Source organism: Salinispora vitiensis (assembly GCF_000378825.1).
Lineage (GTDB): Bacteria > Actinomycetota > Actinomycetes > Mycobacteriales > Micromonosporaceae > Micromonospora > Micromonospora vitiensis.
The window spans coordinates 4,160,252-4,176,094 of record NZ_KB900388.1 but is presented as its reverse complement, the minus strand read 5'-3'; the positions used below and the strand labels follow the sequence as shown (position 1 = coordinate 4,176,094).

Here is a 15,843-nt window from a genome sequence, read left to right as displayed (position 1 = left end):
AGCTGTCTTCAGTTTCCGGGGCCGCAGGGGCACCTGAGTCGGAGCCCTCGGCGCTATTCATTGTCATTTCATTGGAAGGTGCCTGAGTTGCGCGACCTGGGTCTGCTACGAGAAAGGCGGTTCGCCGTCTTATTCACGGCCCGCACCATCGCTGTGCTAGGTTCGGCGTTCGGGCCTGTGGCCCTCACCTTCGCGGTCCTCGACCTGCCCGGAGCCGGTGCCGGCACGCTGACCCTCGTCCTGTCCGCCCAGACCATTCCGGAAATCGCGCTGCTCCTGTTCGGCGGAGTGATCGCAGACCGCGTGCCCCGGCATCTGCTGATGATGGGCTCCGAACTGGCGTCGGCCCTGTCCTTCACGGCCCTGGCCGCCATGTTCCTGACCGGGAACTCCCCCGTGACAGCCGTCGTCGCCTGCTCGGTGGTCATCGGTGTCTCTCTCGCGCTGTACTACCCGGCCCTCACCGGCGTGGTACCGGACGTGGTTCCCCCCGAACGCCTGCAAACCGCCAACGCCCTGCTGCGCTTCGGCATGAACGCCGGCCGGATCCTCGGGCTCTCCCTGGCCGGCGGCATGGTTGCCCTAGTCGGCCCCGGCTGGGCCCTTGCCACCAACGCGGCCGCCTACGCTGTCTCGGCGATGCTGCTCGCCACGCTGCGCCTCCGGCCCCGGTTTCACGGAGGCAGTGCCCCCTCGATCGTCGCGGACCTGCGCGCGGGCTGGAAGGAGTTTTCGAGCCGGACCTGGCTCTGGGTGACAGTGCTGCAGTTCGCGCTCGTGATCTCGGCGATGCAGGCCGCCTTCGGCGTGCTAGGTCCCGTAGTCGCCAAGGAGCACATGGGAGGCGCTCCCGCCTGGTCAATGGTCCTGCTCGGGCAGTCGGCCGGCACGCTCGTCGGCGTAGTGGTCTCGATGCGGCTGCGGCCGCGCCGTCCGCTCCTCGTGGCCACCCCGATGATCTTCGCGATGGCAGTGCCGGTTTTGCTGCTGGGAGTCGGCGCACCGCTGTTCGCGGTAGTGGCGGGATCCTTCATCCTGGGCATCGGATTCAACACCTTCGGGGTGCTGTTCGAGACCACCATGCAGCGGGAAATCCCACGGGAGGCGCTCTCACGGGTCGCGTCATACGACGCGCTCGGCACCTTCATGATCGGCCCGCTTGGTCTGATGGCAGCGGCCCCGCTTGCCGCCAGCGTAGGTGCACGCCCGGCGCTCCTGCTGTGCGGTGCCCTGATGACGGCGGCCACCGCGGGCGCCCTGTTCGTGCCGCACATCCGGCGGCTCGCCGTCACTCCAGCGACATTCGTCGACGAGGGCGAGGCCATCCCCGACGTCAAGGAAAAGACATTGGACGGCGGTGCGGCACTGTAGAGCTGCACCCGGTCGCCGACTCACCGATGGCCCACCTCTGTTCGGGTCGGATCCGGCCCCAGGCGGACGGCCGCCACGCCATCAACATCATCGATCGTTGAAGTTCGGAGGCCGTACATGATCTTCAATAATGTGCGCGGTGTGTGCTTTCCAGCGGATGCCAACCCGGGTGAACCCCCCGGGTCGCGAGACTGGGCGCTCGCGCCCTCGTAGCTCAGGGGATAGAGCAACGGTTTCCGCAGCCGGCGAAGTTCGTCCGGCCTCGCCGGTGCAGGGCCGGTCGAAGCGCTCACCGTGGTCCGCCTCGTCCTGGCGGATCCAGTTACGCAACGCTTCGGGATGCACACCGAGCTGTTCGGCCCTCCTGGTCAGGGCCGGTAAGACCACGATCGAAAGCCTCCGAGATACCGGGGAAACCTCAGGGCCGCTTCGTCAGGGGACGGAAGGGCGAAACGTCGGTTAATGCGGCGGACTATTCGCTGGTGAGGTCCCGATTTGCCGTGAGCGCGGCCACGGTCAGCGCCGCGAGAGCCCAGCCGACCGCCACGGCGAGGTTGCGGCCGCCCCCAGAGCTAGCCATCACGAAGCTCGAGAAGGGCAACGGCATCCGGAGCCGGCCCAGGAGCCCCTCGACGAAGACGAACCAAGCGGCGGCACCCATGAACAGCCAGTTGGACCGGCGGGCCACGGCGGCCGACGCAGCGCCGAAGACCGCGATCGCCGGCACGACAGCCAGCAGATTCGCGTACGCGGGGACGTTGCCCCCGAGCAGCGCTGGAAGCCCGCTGACCGCCACCACCGCCAGCGCGACGAGCACTGCGGTGGCCACCTGCCCGAGCAGCACCGCCGCCCGTCTCGACTCGGCCAGCGCGAGCAGGATTGCCGTACGGTGCTGATGGTGCTGGGCTACCAGCAGCGCGGCCAGACCAAAGGTGCTCATGCCGGCGAGCAGGGCCCAGGCCGAGACGTTGACGGCGGCCAGCAACATCCCGACGAGGGTGAGCGCGAGCATCGAAATCCAGCTCGACCGGATCGTGGCGACCCGGTAGAGCTCGCTACGCACCAGTGTGAGCATCAGGCCCCCGCCAGTTCGAGGAAGATCTGTTCCAGGTTCGACGCCTCACTGGTCAACTCGTAGAGCGGCACTCGGGCCTCGAATGCGACCTCGCCTGCGTCCTCGGCCGCCAGCCCCGTCACCTCCAGGGCGTCGTCGACCGGGGTGACCCTGCCCCCCGCCCGCTCGAACGCCCGCCACAACCGCCCGAGGTCGCGTCCGCGCACCCTGAGGCGCCGGCTACGAGTGCCGTACAGGCTGGCTAGCGGTGCTACGCAGGTGATCCGACCCTTCGCGATCACGATCACGTCGTCGATGAGGTGTGCCAGTTCGGCGAGGAGGTGACTGGAGATGAGCACCGTGCCACCACGTGCGGCGTGCTCCCGCAACAGCGAGCGCAGCCAAACGATGCCCTCCGGGTCCAGCCCGTTCGCCGGCTCGTCCAGCACCAGCACCGGAGGATCACCCAGAAGCGCCGTCGCTACGGCCAGCCGCTGCCGCATGCCCAGCGAGTAGTCCCCGGTGCGCCGATCGGCCGCGTGTGCCAGCCCCACGTACTCAAGGAGCGCCTCCACCCGACCCTTCCCGGCGCCGGCCAGAATCGCTTGGGCGGTCAGATGGGCCTGGCCGGTCTGGCCCGGGTGGCTGATGCCCTGCTCCAGCACCGCGCCGACCTGTTGTAGGGGATAGCGGAATTCGCGGAAACGCTTGCCGTTGACGAATGCCGCCCCGGAGGTCGGGCGGCTCAGCCCGAGCAGCATGCGCAGGGTGGTCGTCTTTCCCGAGCCGTTCAGTCCGAGGAAGCCGGTCACGCGTCCCGGATGCGCGGTGAAGCTGAGCCCCTCCACCGCCCGGACCGAACCGTAGTGTTTCGTGAGCTGGCGCGTCTCGATCATGAGCCGTCACAATCAGCCGGGTCGGCGGCGTCCGCGCCACCCTTCACATCGAGGTACTGACCCATCAGCACCCTCGGCGCGCAATTGCTGGTAGACCGACAGGGCACGCTCGGCCCTGCCCAACGGTAGTGAGCAGGAGCGGAACAGCCCATCCGCCCATACTAGACATAGATCTCCCCACCGGATGGCCGCGCTCTCGCCGAACCGATCCGGATCGCCCTACACTCCAGCTGTCGATGCCGGTCGACCAGGCTGACGGGCAACGTGGGGAACCCGCGGATGTTCACCTCGCCCGAAATCTAAGAGCTCGAGCGTGCCTCACCCGCTGCAGCCGTCGTTGTTGCCGCCGGGACCGACACGCCTCCGGTGTCGGCGTAGACCTCGCGGTAGAAGTCGCGGCGCCTACTCGAGGACCCGTCCTTCCGGGCGAACGCCGCCCAAGTCCGGGCCGAGTTCCTGGCCATGCCCCGCCCGGTCGACGTCGTGCCGCGGCTGGAGGAGCTCACCGCCGCACACGGGTCGCGCTGAGCGGTGTGCGGGAGCGGCGGACCGGCGCGGGCCGGTCAGCCGTTCTTCCGTTTGCGGTACAGCACCATGGTGAGCGGCCCGAAGACCACCAGCAGGATGCCGATCGACAGCGCGACCAGGCCAATCTGCCCGGCGGTCACCGTGCCGTGCACCAGGCCACGCACCGCGGTGGACAGGTGGCTGATCGGATTGACATCGACGATCGCCCGGATCCACCCGGGCATCGTGCTCGACTCCACGAAAATGTTGCTACAGAAGACCACCGCCATCAGCAGCATGCTCTGCGCCTGGATCGAGTCCGGGCTGCGTACCAGCAGGCTGATGGTGGTGAAGATCCACGCGAACGCGAACGCGAACGCCAGGATCAGCAGCATCGCCAGTACCAGGCCGACGGCTCCGGCCCCCGGCCGGAATCCCAACGCCAGCCCGAGCACGGCGGTCAGCGTGAGGGTCACCAGGTACCGGCCCAGATCGGTGACCATGGTGCCGACGAGGCTGGCCGGCTGCCAGAACGGCATGCTGCGGAACCGGTCGTAGATCCCCTTGGCGATGTCAAGGCTGATCGTGTGGCCCGTGGCCATCGTCTGCATCACCGCCGCCATGACCAGGACACCGGGCAGGAACACCTGCAGGTAGTTGTCGGTCGACCCGGCGAACGCGCCACCGAACAGGTAGTTGAAGATCAGCAGGAAGACGATGGGCATCATCATGGCGTCGAAGAGTTGCTCGACCGCCGTGTTCTTCGCCTTGATCGCCGCCCGCCAGGCCAGGGTCAGCGTCGCGGACAGGGCGCCGGGCGGCTGGGGCCGCTCGAGGGTCCGCAGGATCGCGTCGAGCGCGGCGACGGGCGCAGGGGCCTTGGACACAGTGCTCATACGGCGTTCACCTCCGCGCCGGTGGCGATCCCGGCGGGACCGGCAGTCAGGGTCAGGAACACCTCGTCCAGACTTGGTTGGCCGAGGGAAAAGTCGGCGACGGCGACGCCCGCCGCGGTCAGCGCGGTGAGCGCCTCGCCGGCCCGGCCGGGATCGGAGGCGCTGACCGACAGCCGGGCCGGGTCCGGGTCCGGGCGTACCGGCGCCCCGAGCACCCGCGTCAACACCTGCTCCGCGAACTGGCGTTGTGTCGCGTCCAGCAGACGGACGTGCACCGCGCCGCCGCCCACCGAGGCCTTCAGCTCGCCGGGCGTGCCTTCGGCGATGACCTCGCCGTTGTCGATCACCGCTATCCGGTCCGCGAGCTGGTCGGCCTCTTCCAGGTATTGGGTCGTGAGCAGAACCGTGGTCCCGCCGGCCACCACCGTCCGCACGGCATCCCAGACCTGGTTGCGGCTGCGGGGATCCAGCCCGGCGGTCGGCTCGTCCAGGAAGATTAGCCGCGGAGCGCTCAGGACGCTGGCGGCGATGTCCAGCCGGCGTTGCATGCCGCCGGAGTACGTCCTGACCATCCGGTCGCCCGCGTCGGCCAGGTCGAACGCCCCCAGCAGCTCGACCGCCCGCTGCCGGGCCACGGCCCGGGAGTACCCCGTCAGCCGCGCCAGCAGGTTGAGGTTCTGCCGGCCGGTCAGGGTGTCGTCGACGGAGGCGAACTGGCCGGTCAGGCTGATGAGCCCGCGAACGGTCTCGGCCTCGCGGACCACGTCGTGGCCGAACACCTCGGCTGAGCCGGCGTCCGGCGGCAGCAGCGTGGTGAGCATCCTGATGGTCGTGGTCTTGCCCGCACCGTTCGGCCCGAGTACTCCGTACACCGTCCCGGCGGTAACGGTGAGGTCGATCCCGTCCACCGCCCTCGTCTTGCCGAAGGCTTTCGTCAAGCCGTTGGTTCGAATCGCAAAGTCTGAATGCACATTGACTCCCTGCACGCGGCCGGTAGTCGTCCGGACCCACTCACCGCGGAATGGTACCGAAGTCCAGGGCGGAACGCGCGTAGTCGTCACCAGATGCAAAATCTGTGTGTGATTTCCGCGCAACGCTTGACGGCATGAGAATTGTGCTATCTGAGGCGCCGCCGGCGGCAGGTATTTACGACGACATCCCCGGCGCGACGGACATCTTGCCTGCTGGATGGCGGTGCCAGTAATCCCCTAATATCGACCGTTGCTAGTCGAAGCATGTCTCGGCCTTTGACTTCATAAGCGTCTTCCGCTTCGACGCCGAAGGGTCATTCACCCCGACGGAACAGCAGCGATCACGGGTCAGCCAACCCGTTCCCCTTTGTCGGCGCGCGCACTAGTCGCAGCGGGGTGTTGCTATCCGGAAAGGAGCGGCGCGCGCCACCGCGTGAGCTGGCGAACTGGTTGTCGAGCCGGGTCTGGACCGGTTTCGGGCACATCCGCCGACTGATCCCACCCGGCCGGGGTAGTTCTGACCCCGGCCAGGCAGGCGCGGCCTCAGGCGGGGTTCGCCGCGGTGAGGACGTCGAAGGACCACAGCTCCCACTTGTCGGCGTAGGTCACCGATTCGGGGGCGCGATGCGGGCGGGTGGCGTACCAGGCGTCGTACGCCTCGGTGTCACGCCACTGGGTGACCACCAACCAGGTCGTGCGGTCGTCGGTGGGACGCAGCACCTGAAAGCCCTCGAAACCGTCCGCATCTTCGATCTTGCCTGGGCGCGCCGAGAACCGTTTGATGAATTCGTCACCGTGACCCTCCACGATGTCTATCGCATTAATTTTAACGATGCTCATGTGTCGCTCCTTAGGTCGGCGGCCGCGGGTGGCTCCGGCCGGTTGGCATCTTTGACGAACGTCAGCATGACGACAGCGTCACTGACCGCTCGCAGGTCGTGTTTGTGATCTGGAATCACCAGGTAGTCGCCCGTGGAGCCATGCCACGTCATCTCGGTGGTACTCACGGTGGCTGTTCCCGACAACAGTTGCAGGGTGGCCTGCCCTGGGTTCTCGTGCTCACTCAACGCCGATCCAGCCCGCAGTGCCAGCACTAGCTGCTTCAGGCTGCGGTGATCGGCGTTGAGCGTGGCCGCGGCGCGCCCGGACGAAGCTTCGTGGGCGCGGGTCAAGAGTTCCTGTCCGAGTTCGTGCAGACTTTTCATTGGCGTCGTGGGCATCAGTCTTTCCTTCGGGTGCGGCGGGTCAACGTGATCTGACACGAGTCAGGTCGCGGGAAAGGGGTGAGTTGGGCCGCCACCGATGTCCCGGCAGTGGCGTGGGTGATCCCGTCCACCATGCCGTCGTGTAGGGAGCAGATGACATCGCCGTAGTCAGGTATGAGGTCGAGAAAGGGGCAGTGCCATAACGTGATCTCGGCGCGGTTCCCGGTGAGCGCGGCGGTTGGCGCGAACTCGTGGGCATCGAAGCGGGATGTGAGCGCGGTTGTGGCCCGAGTGAGTGGGGCGCCGTCGATGGCCTCCGTCGGCTGCTCGGATGCCCACGCCCGTCCGGCGGCACGTGCGAGTGCGCGACCATTCGGCTGCTCGCACAATGTGCGCGCGAGGAGCCCCGCCAGCAAGCGGTACTGGGTGGGTCCGGCGGTGTCCATGCCGACGGTTGCGCGATAGGTCATCGGTGGGCGGCCACGGCCGCGAGGCGCCCCGGGTACGCGCTCGGCGAGCTGCGCGCCAACCAACTCCTCCAAGTGCAGCCGGGTGGTCTCGACCGGCCAGCCCACTGCGTCTGCGACCTGCTGAGCGGTCATGGCACCGGCTGCCCGGTGGAGGACCTGCCGCAGGGCTGTTCGCCGACTCGTCACGAACCAAATATACACAAGGCAGCTTGGGTAAAATTTACGCTGTTCACCTCGGCCCCCTAGGGTCTGGTCCGTGGAGCGGTTGGCGCGGCGGCTGGGGGTAACTGATGCGGTGGTCATCGGGATGGGGGCGATGCTCGGCGCGGGCGTCTTCGTGGTGTTCGCTCCAGCTGCGGCGGCGGCTGGCGGGACCGGACTGCTGGTGGCACTTACGCTGGCCGGGTTCGTAGCGTTTTGTAATGCGACCAGCTCGGCCCGGCTGGCGGCCCACTACCCCGAGTCCGGCGGCACGTACGTCTACGGGCGGGAGCGGCTCGGCCCGTTCGCCGGGTTCGTGGCCGGCTGGGGCTTCGTGGTCGGCAAGACCGCAAGCTGCGCGGCGATGGCGCTGACGGTTGGGGCATACCTCTGGCCGGACCGGGCCCGGCTCGTTGCCGTCATCGCCATCGCGGCCGTCACCGCCGTGAACCTGCGCGGTGTGGGGAAGACGGCGCGGGCCACGAAGGTGCTGGTCGGGGTGGTGCTGGGGGTCCTGTCCCTGGTCGCGGTGGTCGGCCTGACCGGCTTCGCAGCGGAGCGAATCGGCGGCGTCGGTTCGGTCGGCGGCCGGGTGCTCAGCGACGTCGGCGGTGCCGGTGCGCCCGGTGTGCTGACCGCCGCAGGGCTACTCTTCTTTGCTTTCGCCGGGTATGCCCGGATAGCCACTCTCGGCGAAGAGGTACGCGACCCGAGGCGAACGATCCCCCGAGCGGTGCCGCTGGCGCTGGGTATGGTGCTGGCGATCTACTTGGTACTAGCGGTGATCACGTTGGGGGTGCTCGGCCCGGACCGGCTGGCCGCCTCCGCCGCTCCCCTGGCCGACGTGGTGACCGCCGTCGGGCTGCCCGGCCTGTCCTGGGTGGTCCGGGCCGGCGCAGCCGTGGCGGTGATCGGGGTGCTGCTCTCGCTGCTCGCCGCCGTGGGTCGGACCCTACTGGCGATGGGCCGCCGACGGGACGTGCCGGTCGGCTTGGCCACCGTGCACCGGGTGCACCAAGTGCCATACCGAGCTGAGCTGGCGGTGGCCATGGTGGTGGCGGCCGTGGTCCTCGTCGGTGACGTCCGCGGGGCAATCGGCTTCTCCAGCTGCACCGTGCTGGTCTACTACGCAATCACCAACGCCGCGGCGCTCACCCTCGGCCGTGACCCGGGCCGTCGGCTGCCGGTACGGCTGCTCGCCGTACTGGGACTGGCCGGCTGCGTCACGCTGGCGGCCAGCCTGCCCCCAGCCAGCGTTGGGGCGGGAATCGGCGTGCTCGCCATCGGCGCTGCCTGGTACGCGCTGCGTCGGCGGTACCTCGACCGCGCCGGAGGCCGTTGACCCGCTCTGAACGAGGCACCTGGCACGTCACCGAGATGGGGATACCGTCGGCGGCCAGCTCGCTCCCGAGCGGGTAGAGCCTCTTCCCAACAGGTTGACCGCCCGACAGGAGGACGCGGCGCTGGTCCGGAAACGGCAACTGGTTCCTGCTGACCCGCACCGCCGGCGAACGACGACCTTCCACGCCACTGCTCCGGGCCGGCGCGGGCGGAGGCCCGGCGTGGTCGTTCAGCAGCGGGACTCGGCGAGGCCGACGAACTCGTCCACGGCACCGGGGACTTCCGCTCCAAAGATGGAAGTGGTGATGGGAAGGGTCAGGATCGAGAGCGGGCCGCGCGCCTCCAGTCGCCAGGTGACGTCGTACCCGCCCTGGTCGTTGGGTTCGATCGTGTGGTGCCAGTCGGTGTGGGTCCACGGCAGACTCTTGAAGCGGTCTGTGTAACGCTCCTGGGGCACGACTTCGACCACCTCGTAGGCGATGGGGTCCTGTCCCTGGACCTTCACCGTGCCGGTAGTGCCGGCCTCGAAGGGCCCGTCGAGCTCGATGTAGTCGAGGCCCTTGTCCCACTCGGTGCGGGCGGGCACGTCGGCCCACAGGTCCCACATCGCGTCGCGGCAGGCGTCGGTCGAGCGGGTCACCGTGACGATGTGGGTGTCGCGGACCGAGCCGAGGAGTGCCAGGAGGGCCACCAGGCCCACAAGCGCCCCGGCAATCGACAGTACGACCTTACGACGTCGGGTCATGAAAGTCCTTCTTCCGGGTCGACGGACTCGCCAGATTCGGTCGGGCTACATTCCTGGGACGCACCACACGCACTATTGCACGGGCGTGTTGCACAACCGTACCAACCCGGAGGGGTGTGTCAATGCGGGTCGACAATCGAGCTGCCCTGCTGCGTGGCGCGCGGAGCTGTCTCGACCAGCGTGGGTACGCACGGACCCGCGCCCGTGACGTCGCCTCCGCGGCCGGGGTGAGCACAGCGGCCATCGGCTACCACTTCGGGACCACCGAGGCCCTGCTCCTCGCCGCCCTCACGGAAGGGCTCGAGGAGTGGTCGGCCACCCTGGACGGTCGGCTGCGGTCGGTGCCGGCCCGTACGTCGCTGCCTGATCATCTGGCCGCCGCCTGGGGGCAGGTGATCGAGTCGTTCGAGGGCAACCGCGGCGTGCTCGCCGCGTCGTTCGAACTCATCGCACAGGCCGACGAGGACTCCGAGCTGCGTCAGGCGCTCCGTCGCACACTCGCGGACGCGCGAGAAAACCTCGCCGCGCAGATGCTGGGTATCGACCCCACAGCCGAACCCCAGCGGGCCAGGAACGTCGGCGCGATGTGCTACGCGATCCTGAGCGGCCTCATCGTGCAATGGCTCGTCGACCCGGACGGTCTGCCCACCGCCGAAGGCCTGGCGTCCGGCCTCCTCGACCTGCTCGCCCTCGACGGGGCCGGCGAGTAGGGCCCCTGCGGGCGGCGTGCGGATCCGGGTGCGACCAGGCGGCCCCTGCCGCGATCAGCAATGCCGGAGCAGGGCCGTAGTCGGGACGGCCGGACTGGCGGGTGGGGCCGTGGATGGCGAGGTCGGCGGCGACCGTTATCTCGGTGATCTCGACCGGCCGGCCCAGACTGCGCCTCGATGTGTCGATCACTGAACTGTCCTTGCCGCAGCTGCCCGCGGCGGAGGAAATCATGTTTTGCGGTACTGAGTTGGAGTTTGCGCCCGTACGTTCGCTGGACGACCGAGCGTTGAGCCAATGGCCGGGGTGTCCAGTAAGCACGATGATCGTGGACCGGTTCTTCCGTCAGGCCCACGCTGAGGAGCAGCAGTTACGCCACCCTCTTGGGAGGGCGAGCGCGATGACGACCTGGGTCTGGGAAAGTATGGCCGTGAGCACTGACATACATCTACTGACCGTGTTTCCCGATGGTCCCGGTGGCGGGAACCCTGCGCCCATCGTACTCAACGCCGCCCGGCTGTCTGACCACGAGATGCAAGCCGTCGCCCGTTCGTACGGGTTCGAGTGCGGGTTCGTCCTACCCGCCCCGGCCGGATCCGGATGCGACTTCGCCATGCGCTTCTGGGTGCCCAACGAGGAGATGTCGATGTGCGGGCACGCCACTGTCGGCGCCACGTGGCTGTTGCATCGCATGGGCCGCCTTCCCAGCTGCATGGCGAGGATCTCGACGCCAAGCGGTGTCGTAGAGGCTCACATCACGGGTGAAGGCGACACGCCGCTGGTGGAAATCAGCCAGCCGGCGGGCCGGGTGCAAACCCTCGACGACAAATCCGCCGTCCGGACACTATTGAATGTGCTGCGGATTGTGGCGAGCGACCTCGACTCCGCACCGATTGTCAACGCCGTCACCAGCCGGATCAAGACGCTCGTCCCGCTAGCCAGCACCGAGGTCCTGCACCGACTCCAGCCGGACTTCGATCAGGTCGAGTCACTATGCGGCCTCCTGGGCAGTACCGGACTCTACCCGTATGCCTTCCCGGAAAAGAGCGACGAATCCGGCGGGCGGGTGGTGCACGCCCGCCAGTTCCCGCAGTCGGCCGGATATCCGGAGGATGCGGCTACGGGTGTCGCGTCCGCGTCCCTCGCGTTCGGACTCCTGCAAACTCCCTCCGCAAGGGTTACACCCGGCACTACAGTACGTGTACGCCAAGGCCAGGCCATGGGCCGCCCATCCCTGATTACGGTGCGTTTCCGACAAACCAAGACCGGGATTGAAGGCTGCTGGCTCGGTGGCACCGTCGAGATGGCCGCTTCACACTGACCTCCCCTGAGGGACGGCGGCGACCGCCGCGCGCAGCGGGTCGAGGGTGCCCAGGAACTCCGCCAGCTCGCGTGGCCGGTCGATGGGTGGGCGCGGGTAGGCGACCAGCACCGCGTCGGCGACCGGCCACAGCCAGCGACGCCGGACCCCGAGGACGAGCCCACCCTGGTCGACGAGACTGGCGCGGCACCCACTTCATCCCGCCCACCAAGATCAACCTGAGTCACATGGAGACTCGGGGTGTGGTCCTAGGCTGGGTGAACAGGGGTCCGAGTGACGCGGATGAACGGGGGCCACTCCCTGCCACCCCAGGTGAACCCCCGGGTCGCTAGACTGGGCGCTCGCGCCCTCGTAGCTCAGGGGATAGAGCAACGGTTTCCTAAGGCGACGCTCCGCCAGTGTTCGCAGGCTGATGACCTGCGGCTTTCCTGTCGCCACCCGTTGGGTGCCGGTCGCTTCGCGGGCTCGCTGCGATCGCTTGCCGAAGATCAGCTGGAACGTTTCGGACCCTATGGGTGCGGGCTCAACGTTGCCGTGAGTCGGGGCCGAGTCACCCTCTCTCGTCGTCGAGCAGTTCGCGGCGCCACTGGGCGAATCGGCTTCGGAGATCGTCCAGCGCTGGGCCGGTGACGCCGTACAGGGCGAAGTCGTCAGGATCGAGCTGGGTGGCTTGTCCGAGGGCGTCGGCGAAGATACGCGGGTGGAAGCCACGGTCGGCGCGCCGCGCGAGGGCGAGGAGGGCGTCGCGGGTGTAGCGACCGGACCGGAGGGTGGCGTCAATGTCGATGAAGTCCCGGGCGAACGCTCGTCCGTAGAGTGCGCTCATCTTGTTCGCGACCGCGTCGTCGGGGTGCAGTACCGGTCCGATCGCCATGAGGATCGGTTCGTTGGCGCGCCAGTCCACGCCGAGTTCGACCTTTGAAACCCGGATACCGTCGGTGACTGCGAGCCGGGCGAAGGTGTCGTACTGCCGCTCGGTTTCGACGGTGAGGCCGTCGTCGCGGTAGGCGTGCACGACGGCGACGACCGCGGCGGTGAACTCGTCGCGGCGGTCCCAGGCGGTGAACAGGTCGACGTCCTCGCTGGGCCGCTCGACGAGCCCGGCGGCCTGGACGGCGTAGCCGCCGGCCAGCGCGAAGCCGTATCGATCGGCCGCCGCGAGCCCGGTACGGGCGAGGCGTTCATGGAAGGGGTCCACCGCTATGCCGCGTCGCTGCGGGTGGCGGCGAGTTCAGGGAAGGTGTCCTCCCAGCGCTGGCGGAGCTGGGGCGGCAGCCAGAGGGTGGGCCAGAGCCGCCGGAGGAGGTCGACATCGAGCCAGGCGTTGAGGTCCTCGGCCGTGCTGGCTTCGGTGAGCACCACCTTGTACATGCTGGCCAGGCGGGCGGGCCGGTCAAGGTCGTACTCGGCGTGCCCGGACCAGTCGAGATGAGGCGGAAGCGTCACCGTGCCCGCGGTCGGGCCATGGAGATCGGCGAGGGTCGCGGCCACTACGTAGGGCTTCCGGTCGCCGTAGGGCCGGTAGTCCGCCGGCGGCTGGGGTGCCGTCCTGCGCCGGCTGAGATTGGTCGCCCGCCGGACCTCCGGTCGGAGGGCCTGGCGGATCGTCTCCCGGCTGTACCCGGTGACCCGTTGCAGATCGACCGGTCGCCAGCCGGCGGCGTGAAACGCCCGCAGCTGCTCGTCCCGCTCGGTCAACGCCTGCGCGCGCGTCGCCTCGTACCTTGAGACAACCGCCTGCAGCTCATCCTCGGAGAACCGACCCATGCTCGTCAGCCTACTACGCTAGGCCAAGCATGCTTGGCCCACTGCGGCCCCCTTGTTGTCGGTGTCATGAACCTGAGCCGGCTGTGGCGAGCATGCTGCACTGGGCTAAGGCGTGTTTCAGAAGTCGTGGTGGCCGGTGAAGGTCACGGCGTGTCGGTGATCGACAACTGAAGAGGTCTCCGGTATTTGGTTCTGCGACCAAGCAAGAACGTCATACCGGAGACCTCGTGGCTACCTTAGCGGTGACGAGGCGGCACGACCTCACCGACGCTCAGTGGCAGCGGCTCGCCGCGCTGTTGCCGGCCGCGTCGGTGAAGGGTCGGCCGCCGAAGTGGGACAAACGGCAGCTCATCGACGGGATCAGGTGGCGGATCCGAATCGGGTCGCCCTGGCGTGACGTGCCGGCCGAGTACGGACCCTGGCAGACGATCTACGGGCTGTTCCGTCGCTGGCAGCGCGACGGCACCTGGGACAAGATCCTGGCCGCCTCGCAGGCCGCCGGCGATGCGCAAGGCCGGATCACCTGGATGGTCAGCGTGGACTCGATGACCAGCCGCGCCCACCAACACGCCGCCGGCGCTCGCCGGGACGGCCATCTGCAAAAAGGGGCCCGATCCCGGCTCGACGCCGAGACAGGATCGTGCGCAGGTAGGAGATGTCGGCGACCCACAGCCGGTTCGGTTCGGTGGCAGTGAACTGCCGCTGGACCAGGTCCGGGGCGGTCGCGGTAGCTGCGGCCTTGCGGCGCGGCTTGCCGCGTCGCCGGCGGTGGGCGCCCTCAATGCCGGCCAAGCGCATCAGTCTCGCTACCGCCTTGCGGTTCCACCGGTGGCCACGGTCGTGGAGTTCGGCGGTGAGCCGGCGGGCGCCGTAGACGCCTCGATGCTCCGACCAGGCCTGCCGGGTCACCTCGACCCGAGCGTGGTCGTGGCGTTCCCGGTCAGCGGCATGTTGCCGGCCGGTTCGCAGCCACTGGTAGAAGGCGCTGTGGCCGACACCGAGCAGCCGGCAGAGCAGACGGACCGGGTAGGTGGTCTTCTCCGCGTCGATGAACCGGTACACGTCAGTCCGGTTCACCGCTCCGTCTCGCGTGCGAAGAAGACCGCGGCTTTTTTCAAGATCTCCTTCTCCAGCTCCAGCTGGGCGACCTGCCGTCGCAACCGCACCAACTCGGCCCGTTCGTCAGCGGCCAGGTCACTGGGCCAGCCGCCGTCGCGTTCCTGCCGCATCCGGTCGACCCAGTTGCGCAGCGTCTCGTGGTTGACGCCCAACTCCCGACCCACGTCGCGGATCGTGCGACCGGAGTCGAGCACCAACGCCGCGGCCTGGCGCCGGAACTCCTCGGGGTACTTGCTCTGTCGAGCCACAGCGGTTTCCTCCTCCTCGGCAGGATGCCAAGTCAGGAGGTGTCCGGTCTCAGGGGGTCACTTCAGTGCCGGCCCTGTCGACGAGCTGCCGGATCGGTAGTCGCTGTCAGGATGCGGTGGTCGAGTCGGTTAGCACCGTCTTCGTGGTGATCAAGGTGGTGGGGAACCGGCCGCGGGTGATCCGGGCGAACATGGACCGGGGACCGACGATGTGGACATGGTCTACGCCGGCCGCGCGCAAACCGTCCGTGACGGTGTTCCACCGCACCGGGTGGGTCCAGCCGTCGAGAAGGTCGGTCCGGACCTCCTCCGGCGTGGTCAGCAGTGCACCGGTGACGTCGGAGAGCAGGGGGATGGACGGTCGATGCCAGCGAACCGTTCCGTAGACCTCGTTCTCCAGGCGGGTGCGCAGCCCCGCGACCATGCTGCAGTGCTCAGCCCGGTTCATCGTGTAGAACGGGTGGCCGCCCTCCTCGCGCACCCGGCGCGCGAAGTCGGCAAGCGCGGCGCGCGGCCCGGAGACCGCGTGCACCTCCTCGTCCAGGACGACGGAGAGCTCAAGCAGGTGACCGGCCGCGCGGAACTCGGCCACCAGGTTCTCCACCTGGTCGTGGGACAGCCGGTAGAAGAAGTGGCAGCCCAACGGCTCGGGAAGCCCGTCGAAGAAGTCCGTCTCCACCGTCACGCTCCGGCGCAGCAGCAGAAGGGCGTCGTGGTACGTCAGAGCACCGGCGAACACCGCCGCCATGAAGGCACCGAAGCTCTGGCCGCCGGCGACCGCGGGGCTTAGCTGCCACCGTTCGGTAGCCCAGTCGGCCAATGCCAGGCTGACTGCCATGTACCCCGCCTCGAACACCTCCCACTCGTAGATGGACGCGGAGGCGTATCGACTCAACACGGGGTAGCCGAGCACGTCATCGGCGACGGCGAGACGGGCCTGGGCATGGTGACTACCCTCGGCGAAGCTCTGCAGAGAGGTCGGACTGGTGGGGACGAGCCCCGGAAAGAACATGGCGGAACCCC

17 protein-coding genes and 1 pseudogene are annotated in these 15,843 nt (G+C 68.4%); 5 read left to right on the top strand and 13 right to left on the bottom strand.

The window, feature by feature from the left end; all coding sequences use genetic code 11:
- Window positions 1–78: 78 nt before the first annotated feature.
- Window positions 79–1,371, top strand: coding sequence for an MFS transporter (locus tag SALPAC2_RS0119815; protein WP_085981289.1), 1,293 nt, complete (start codon window positions 79–81; stop codon window positions 1,369–1,371).
- 472 nt (window positions 1,372–1,843) lie between these two features.
- On the opposite strand, the gene SALPAC2_RS0119810 is transcribed toward SALPAC2_RS0119815, so the two are convergent.
- The 7 genes from SALPAC2_RS0119810 to SALPAC2_RS0119780 form a co-directional block, all read right to left on the bottom strand.
- Complete coding sequence (locus tag SALPAC2_RS0119810; RefSeq protein ID WP_162561377.1) at window positions 1,844–2,434, bottom strand: hypothetical protein; 591 nt, start codon at window positions 2,432–2,434, stop codon at window positions 1,844–1,846.
- Between the two features lie 11 nt (window positions 2,435–2,445).
- Entirely contained in the window at window positions 2,446–3,321 is an 876-nt protein-coding gene (locus SALPAC2_RS0119805; protein WP_018218367.1) for an ABC transporter ATP-binding protein, read from the bottom strand.
- A gap of 563 nt (window positions 3,322–3,884) precedes the next feature.
- Window positions 3,885–4,724, bottom strand: a complete 840-nt coding sequence (locus SALPAC2_RS0119800) for an ABC transporter permease (protein ID WP_018218366.1) — start codon at window positions 4,722–4,724, stop codon at window positions 3,885–3,887.
- Complete coding sequence (locus tag SALPAC2_RS0119795; RefSeq protein ID WP_223874119.1) at window positions 4,721–5,662, bottom strand: ATP-binding cassette domain-containing protein; 942 nt, start codon at window positions 5,660–5,662, stop codon at window positions 4,721–4,723. Before SALPAC2_RS0119795 ends, SALPAC2_RS0119800 begins: the two co-directional genes overlap by 4 nt.
- Before the next feature lie 576 nt (window positions 5,663–6,238).
- Complete coding sequence (locus tag SALPAC2_RS0119790; protein WP_026184921.1) at window positions 6,239–6,535, bottom strand: antibiotic biosynthesis monooxygenase family protein; 297 nt, start codon at window positions 6,533–6,535, stop codon at window positions 6,239–6,241.
- Entirely contained in the window at window positions 6,532–6,900 is a 369-nt protein-coding gene (locus SALPAC2_RS0119785; protein WP_018218363.1) for a cupin domain-containing protein, read from the bottom strand. The genes SALPAC2_RS0119790 and SALPAC2_RS0119785 overlap by 4 nt, the downstream gene beginning before the upstream one ends.
- 14 nt (window positions 6,901–6,914) lie before the next feature.
- Window positions 6,915–7,571 carry a helix-turn-helix transcriptional regulator gene (locus SALPAC2_RS0119780; protein WP_018218362.1) on the bottom strand — a complete coding sequence of 219 codons (657 nt, stop codon included), beginning with the start codon at window positions 7,569–7,571 and terminating at the stop codon, window positions 6,915–6,917.
- Window positions 7,572–7,626: 55 nt separating this feature from the next.
- Here SALPAC2_RS0119780 and SALPAC2_RS0119775 point away from each other — a divergent pair, with 55 nt between their 5' ends.
- Window positions 7,627–8,913: an APC family permease gene (locus tag SALPAC2_RS0119775; RefSeq protein WP_026184920.1), complete on the top strand. Its 1,287-nt coding sequence runs from the start codon at window positions 7,627–7,629 to the stop codon at window positions 8,911–8,913.
- Window positions 8,914–9,141: 228 nt separating this feature from the next.
- Here the strand turns inward: SALPAC2_RS0119775 and SALPAC2_RS0119770 are convergent, their stop codons facing one another.
- Window positions 9,142–9,657, bottom strand: a complete 516-nt coding sequence (locus SALPAC2_RS0119770) for an SRPBCC family protein (RefSeq protein WP_018218360.1) — start codon at window positions 9,655–9,657, stop codon at window positions 9,142–9,144.
- 122 nt (window positions 9,658–9,779) lie between these two features.
- On the opposite strand from SALPAC2_RS0119770, the gene SALPAC2_RS0119765 reads away from it, so the two are divergent.
- Together SALPAC2_RS0119765 and SALPAC2_RS0119760 are read left to right on the top strand one after the other, a co-directional pair.
- Window positions 9,780–10,367, top strand: coding sequence for a TetR/AcrR family transcriptional regulator (locus SALPAC2_RS0119765; RefSeq protein ID WP_018218359.1), 588 nt, complete (start codon window positions 9,780–9,782; stop codon window positions 10,365–10,367).
- 143 nt (window positions 10,368–10,510) lie between these two features.
- Window positions 10,511–11,686, top strand: coding sequence for a PhzF family phenazine biosynthesis isomerase (locus SALPAC2_RS0119760; protein WP_223874120.1), 1,176 nt, complete (start codon window positions 10,511–10,513; stop codon window positions 11,684–11,686).
- Between the two features lie 550 nt (window positions 11,687–12,236).
- Here the strand turns inward: SALPAC2_RS0119760 and SALPAC2_RS0119750 are convergent.
- Window positions 12,237–12,884, bottom strand: coding sequence for a nucleotidyl transferase AbiEii/AbiGii toxin family protein (locus tag SALPAC2_RS0119750; protein ID WP_018218356.1), 648 nt, complete (start codon window positions 12,882–12,884; stop codon window positions 12,237–12,239).
- Window positions 12,885–12,886: 2 nt separating this feature from the next.
- Entirely contained in the window at window positions 12,887–13,453 is a 567-nt protein-coding gene (locus SALPAC2_RS0119745) for a hypothetical protein (RefSeq protein ID WP_018218355.1), read from the bottom strand.
- A 227-nt stretch (window positions 13,454–13,680) separates the two neighbouring features.
- On the opposite strand from SALPAC2_RS0119745, the pseudogene SALPAC2_RS26435 reads away from it, so the two are divergent.
- Window positions 13,681–14,058 (top strand): annotated as a pseudogene (locus SALPAC2_RS26435) (IS5 family transposase); the annotation flags it as partial.
- Here SALPAC2_RS26435 and SALPAC2_RS25180 read toward each other — a convergent pair.
- From SALPAC2_RS25180 to SALPAC2_RS0119730, 3 genes are all read right to left on the bottom strand, one after another.
- On the bottom strand, window positions 13,985–14,362 hold the full coding sequence (locus tag SALPAC2_RS25180) for an IS3 family transposase (protein WP_223874908.1): 378 nt from the start codon (window positions 14,360–14,362) through the stop codon (window positions 13,985–13,987). The pseudogene SALPAC2_RS26435 and the gene SALPAC2_RS25180 sit on opposite strands and share 74 nt — an antisense overlap.
- 164 nt (window positions 14,363–14,526) lie before the next feature.
- Window positions 14,527–14,820 (bottom strand): transposase, encoded by a 294-nt coding sequence (locus SALPAC2_RS0119735; RefSeq protein ID WP_018218354.1) that lies wholly within the window; start codon window positions 14,818–14,820, stop codon window positions 14,527–14,529.
- 106 nt (window positions 14,821–14,926) lie between these two features.
- Window positions 14,927–15,832, bottom strand: coding sequence for an ACP S-malonyltransferase (locus SALPAC2_RS0119730; RefSeq protein WP_018218353.1), 906 nt, complete (start codon window positions 15,830–15,832; stop codon window positions 14,927–14,929).
- Window positions 15,833–15,843: the final 11 nt, after the last annotated feature.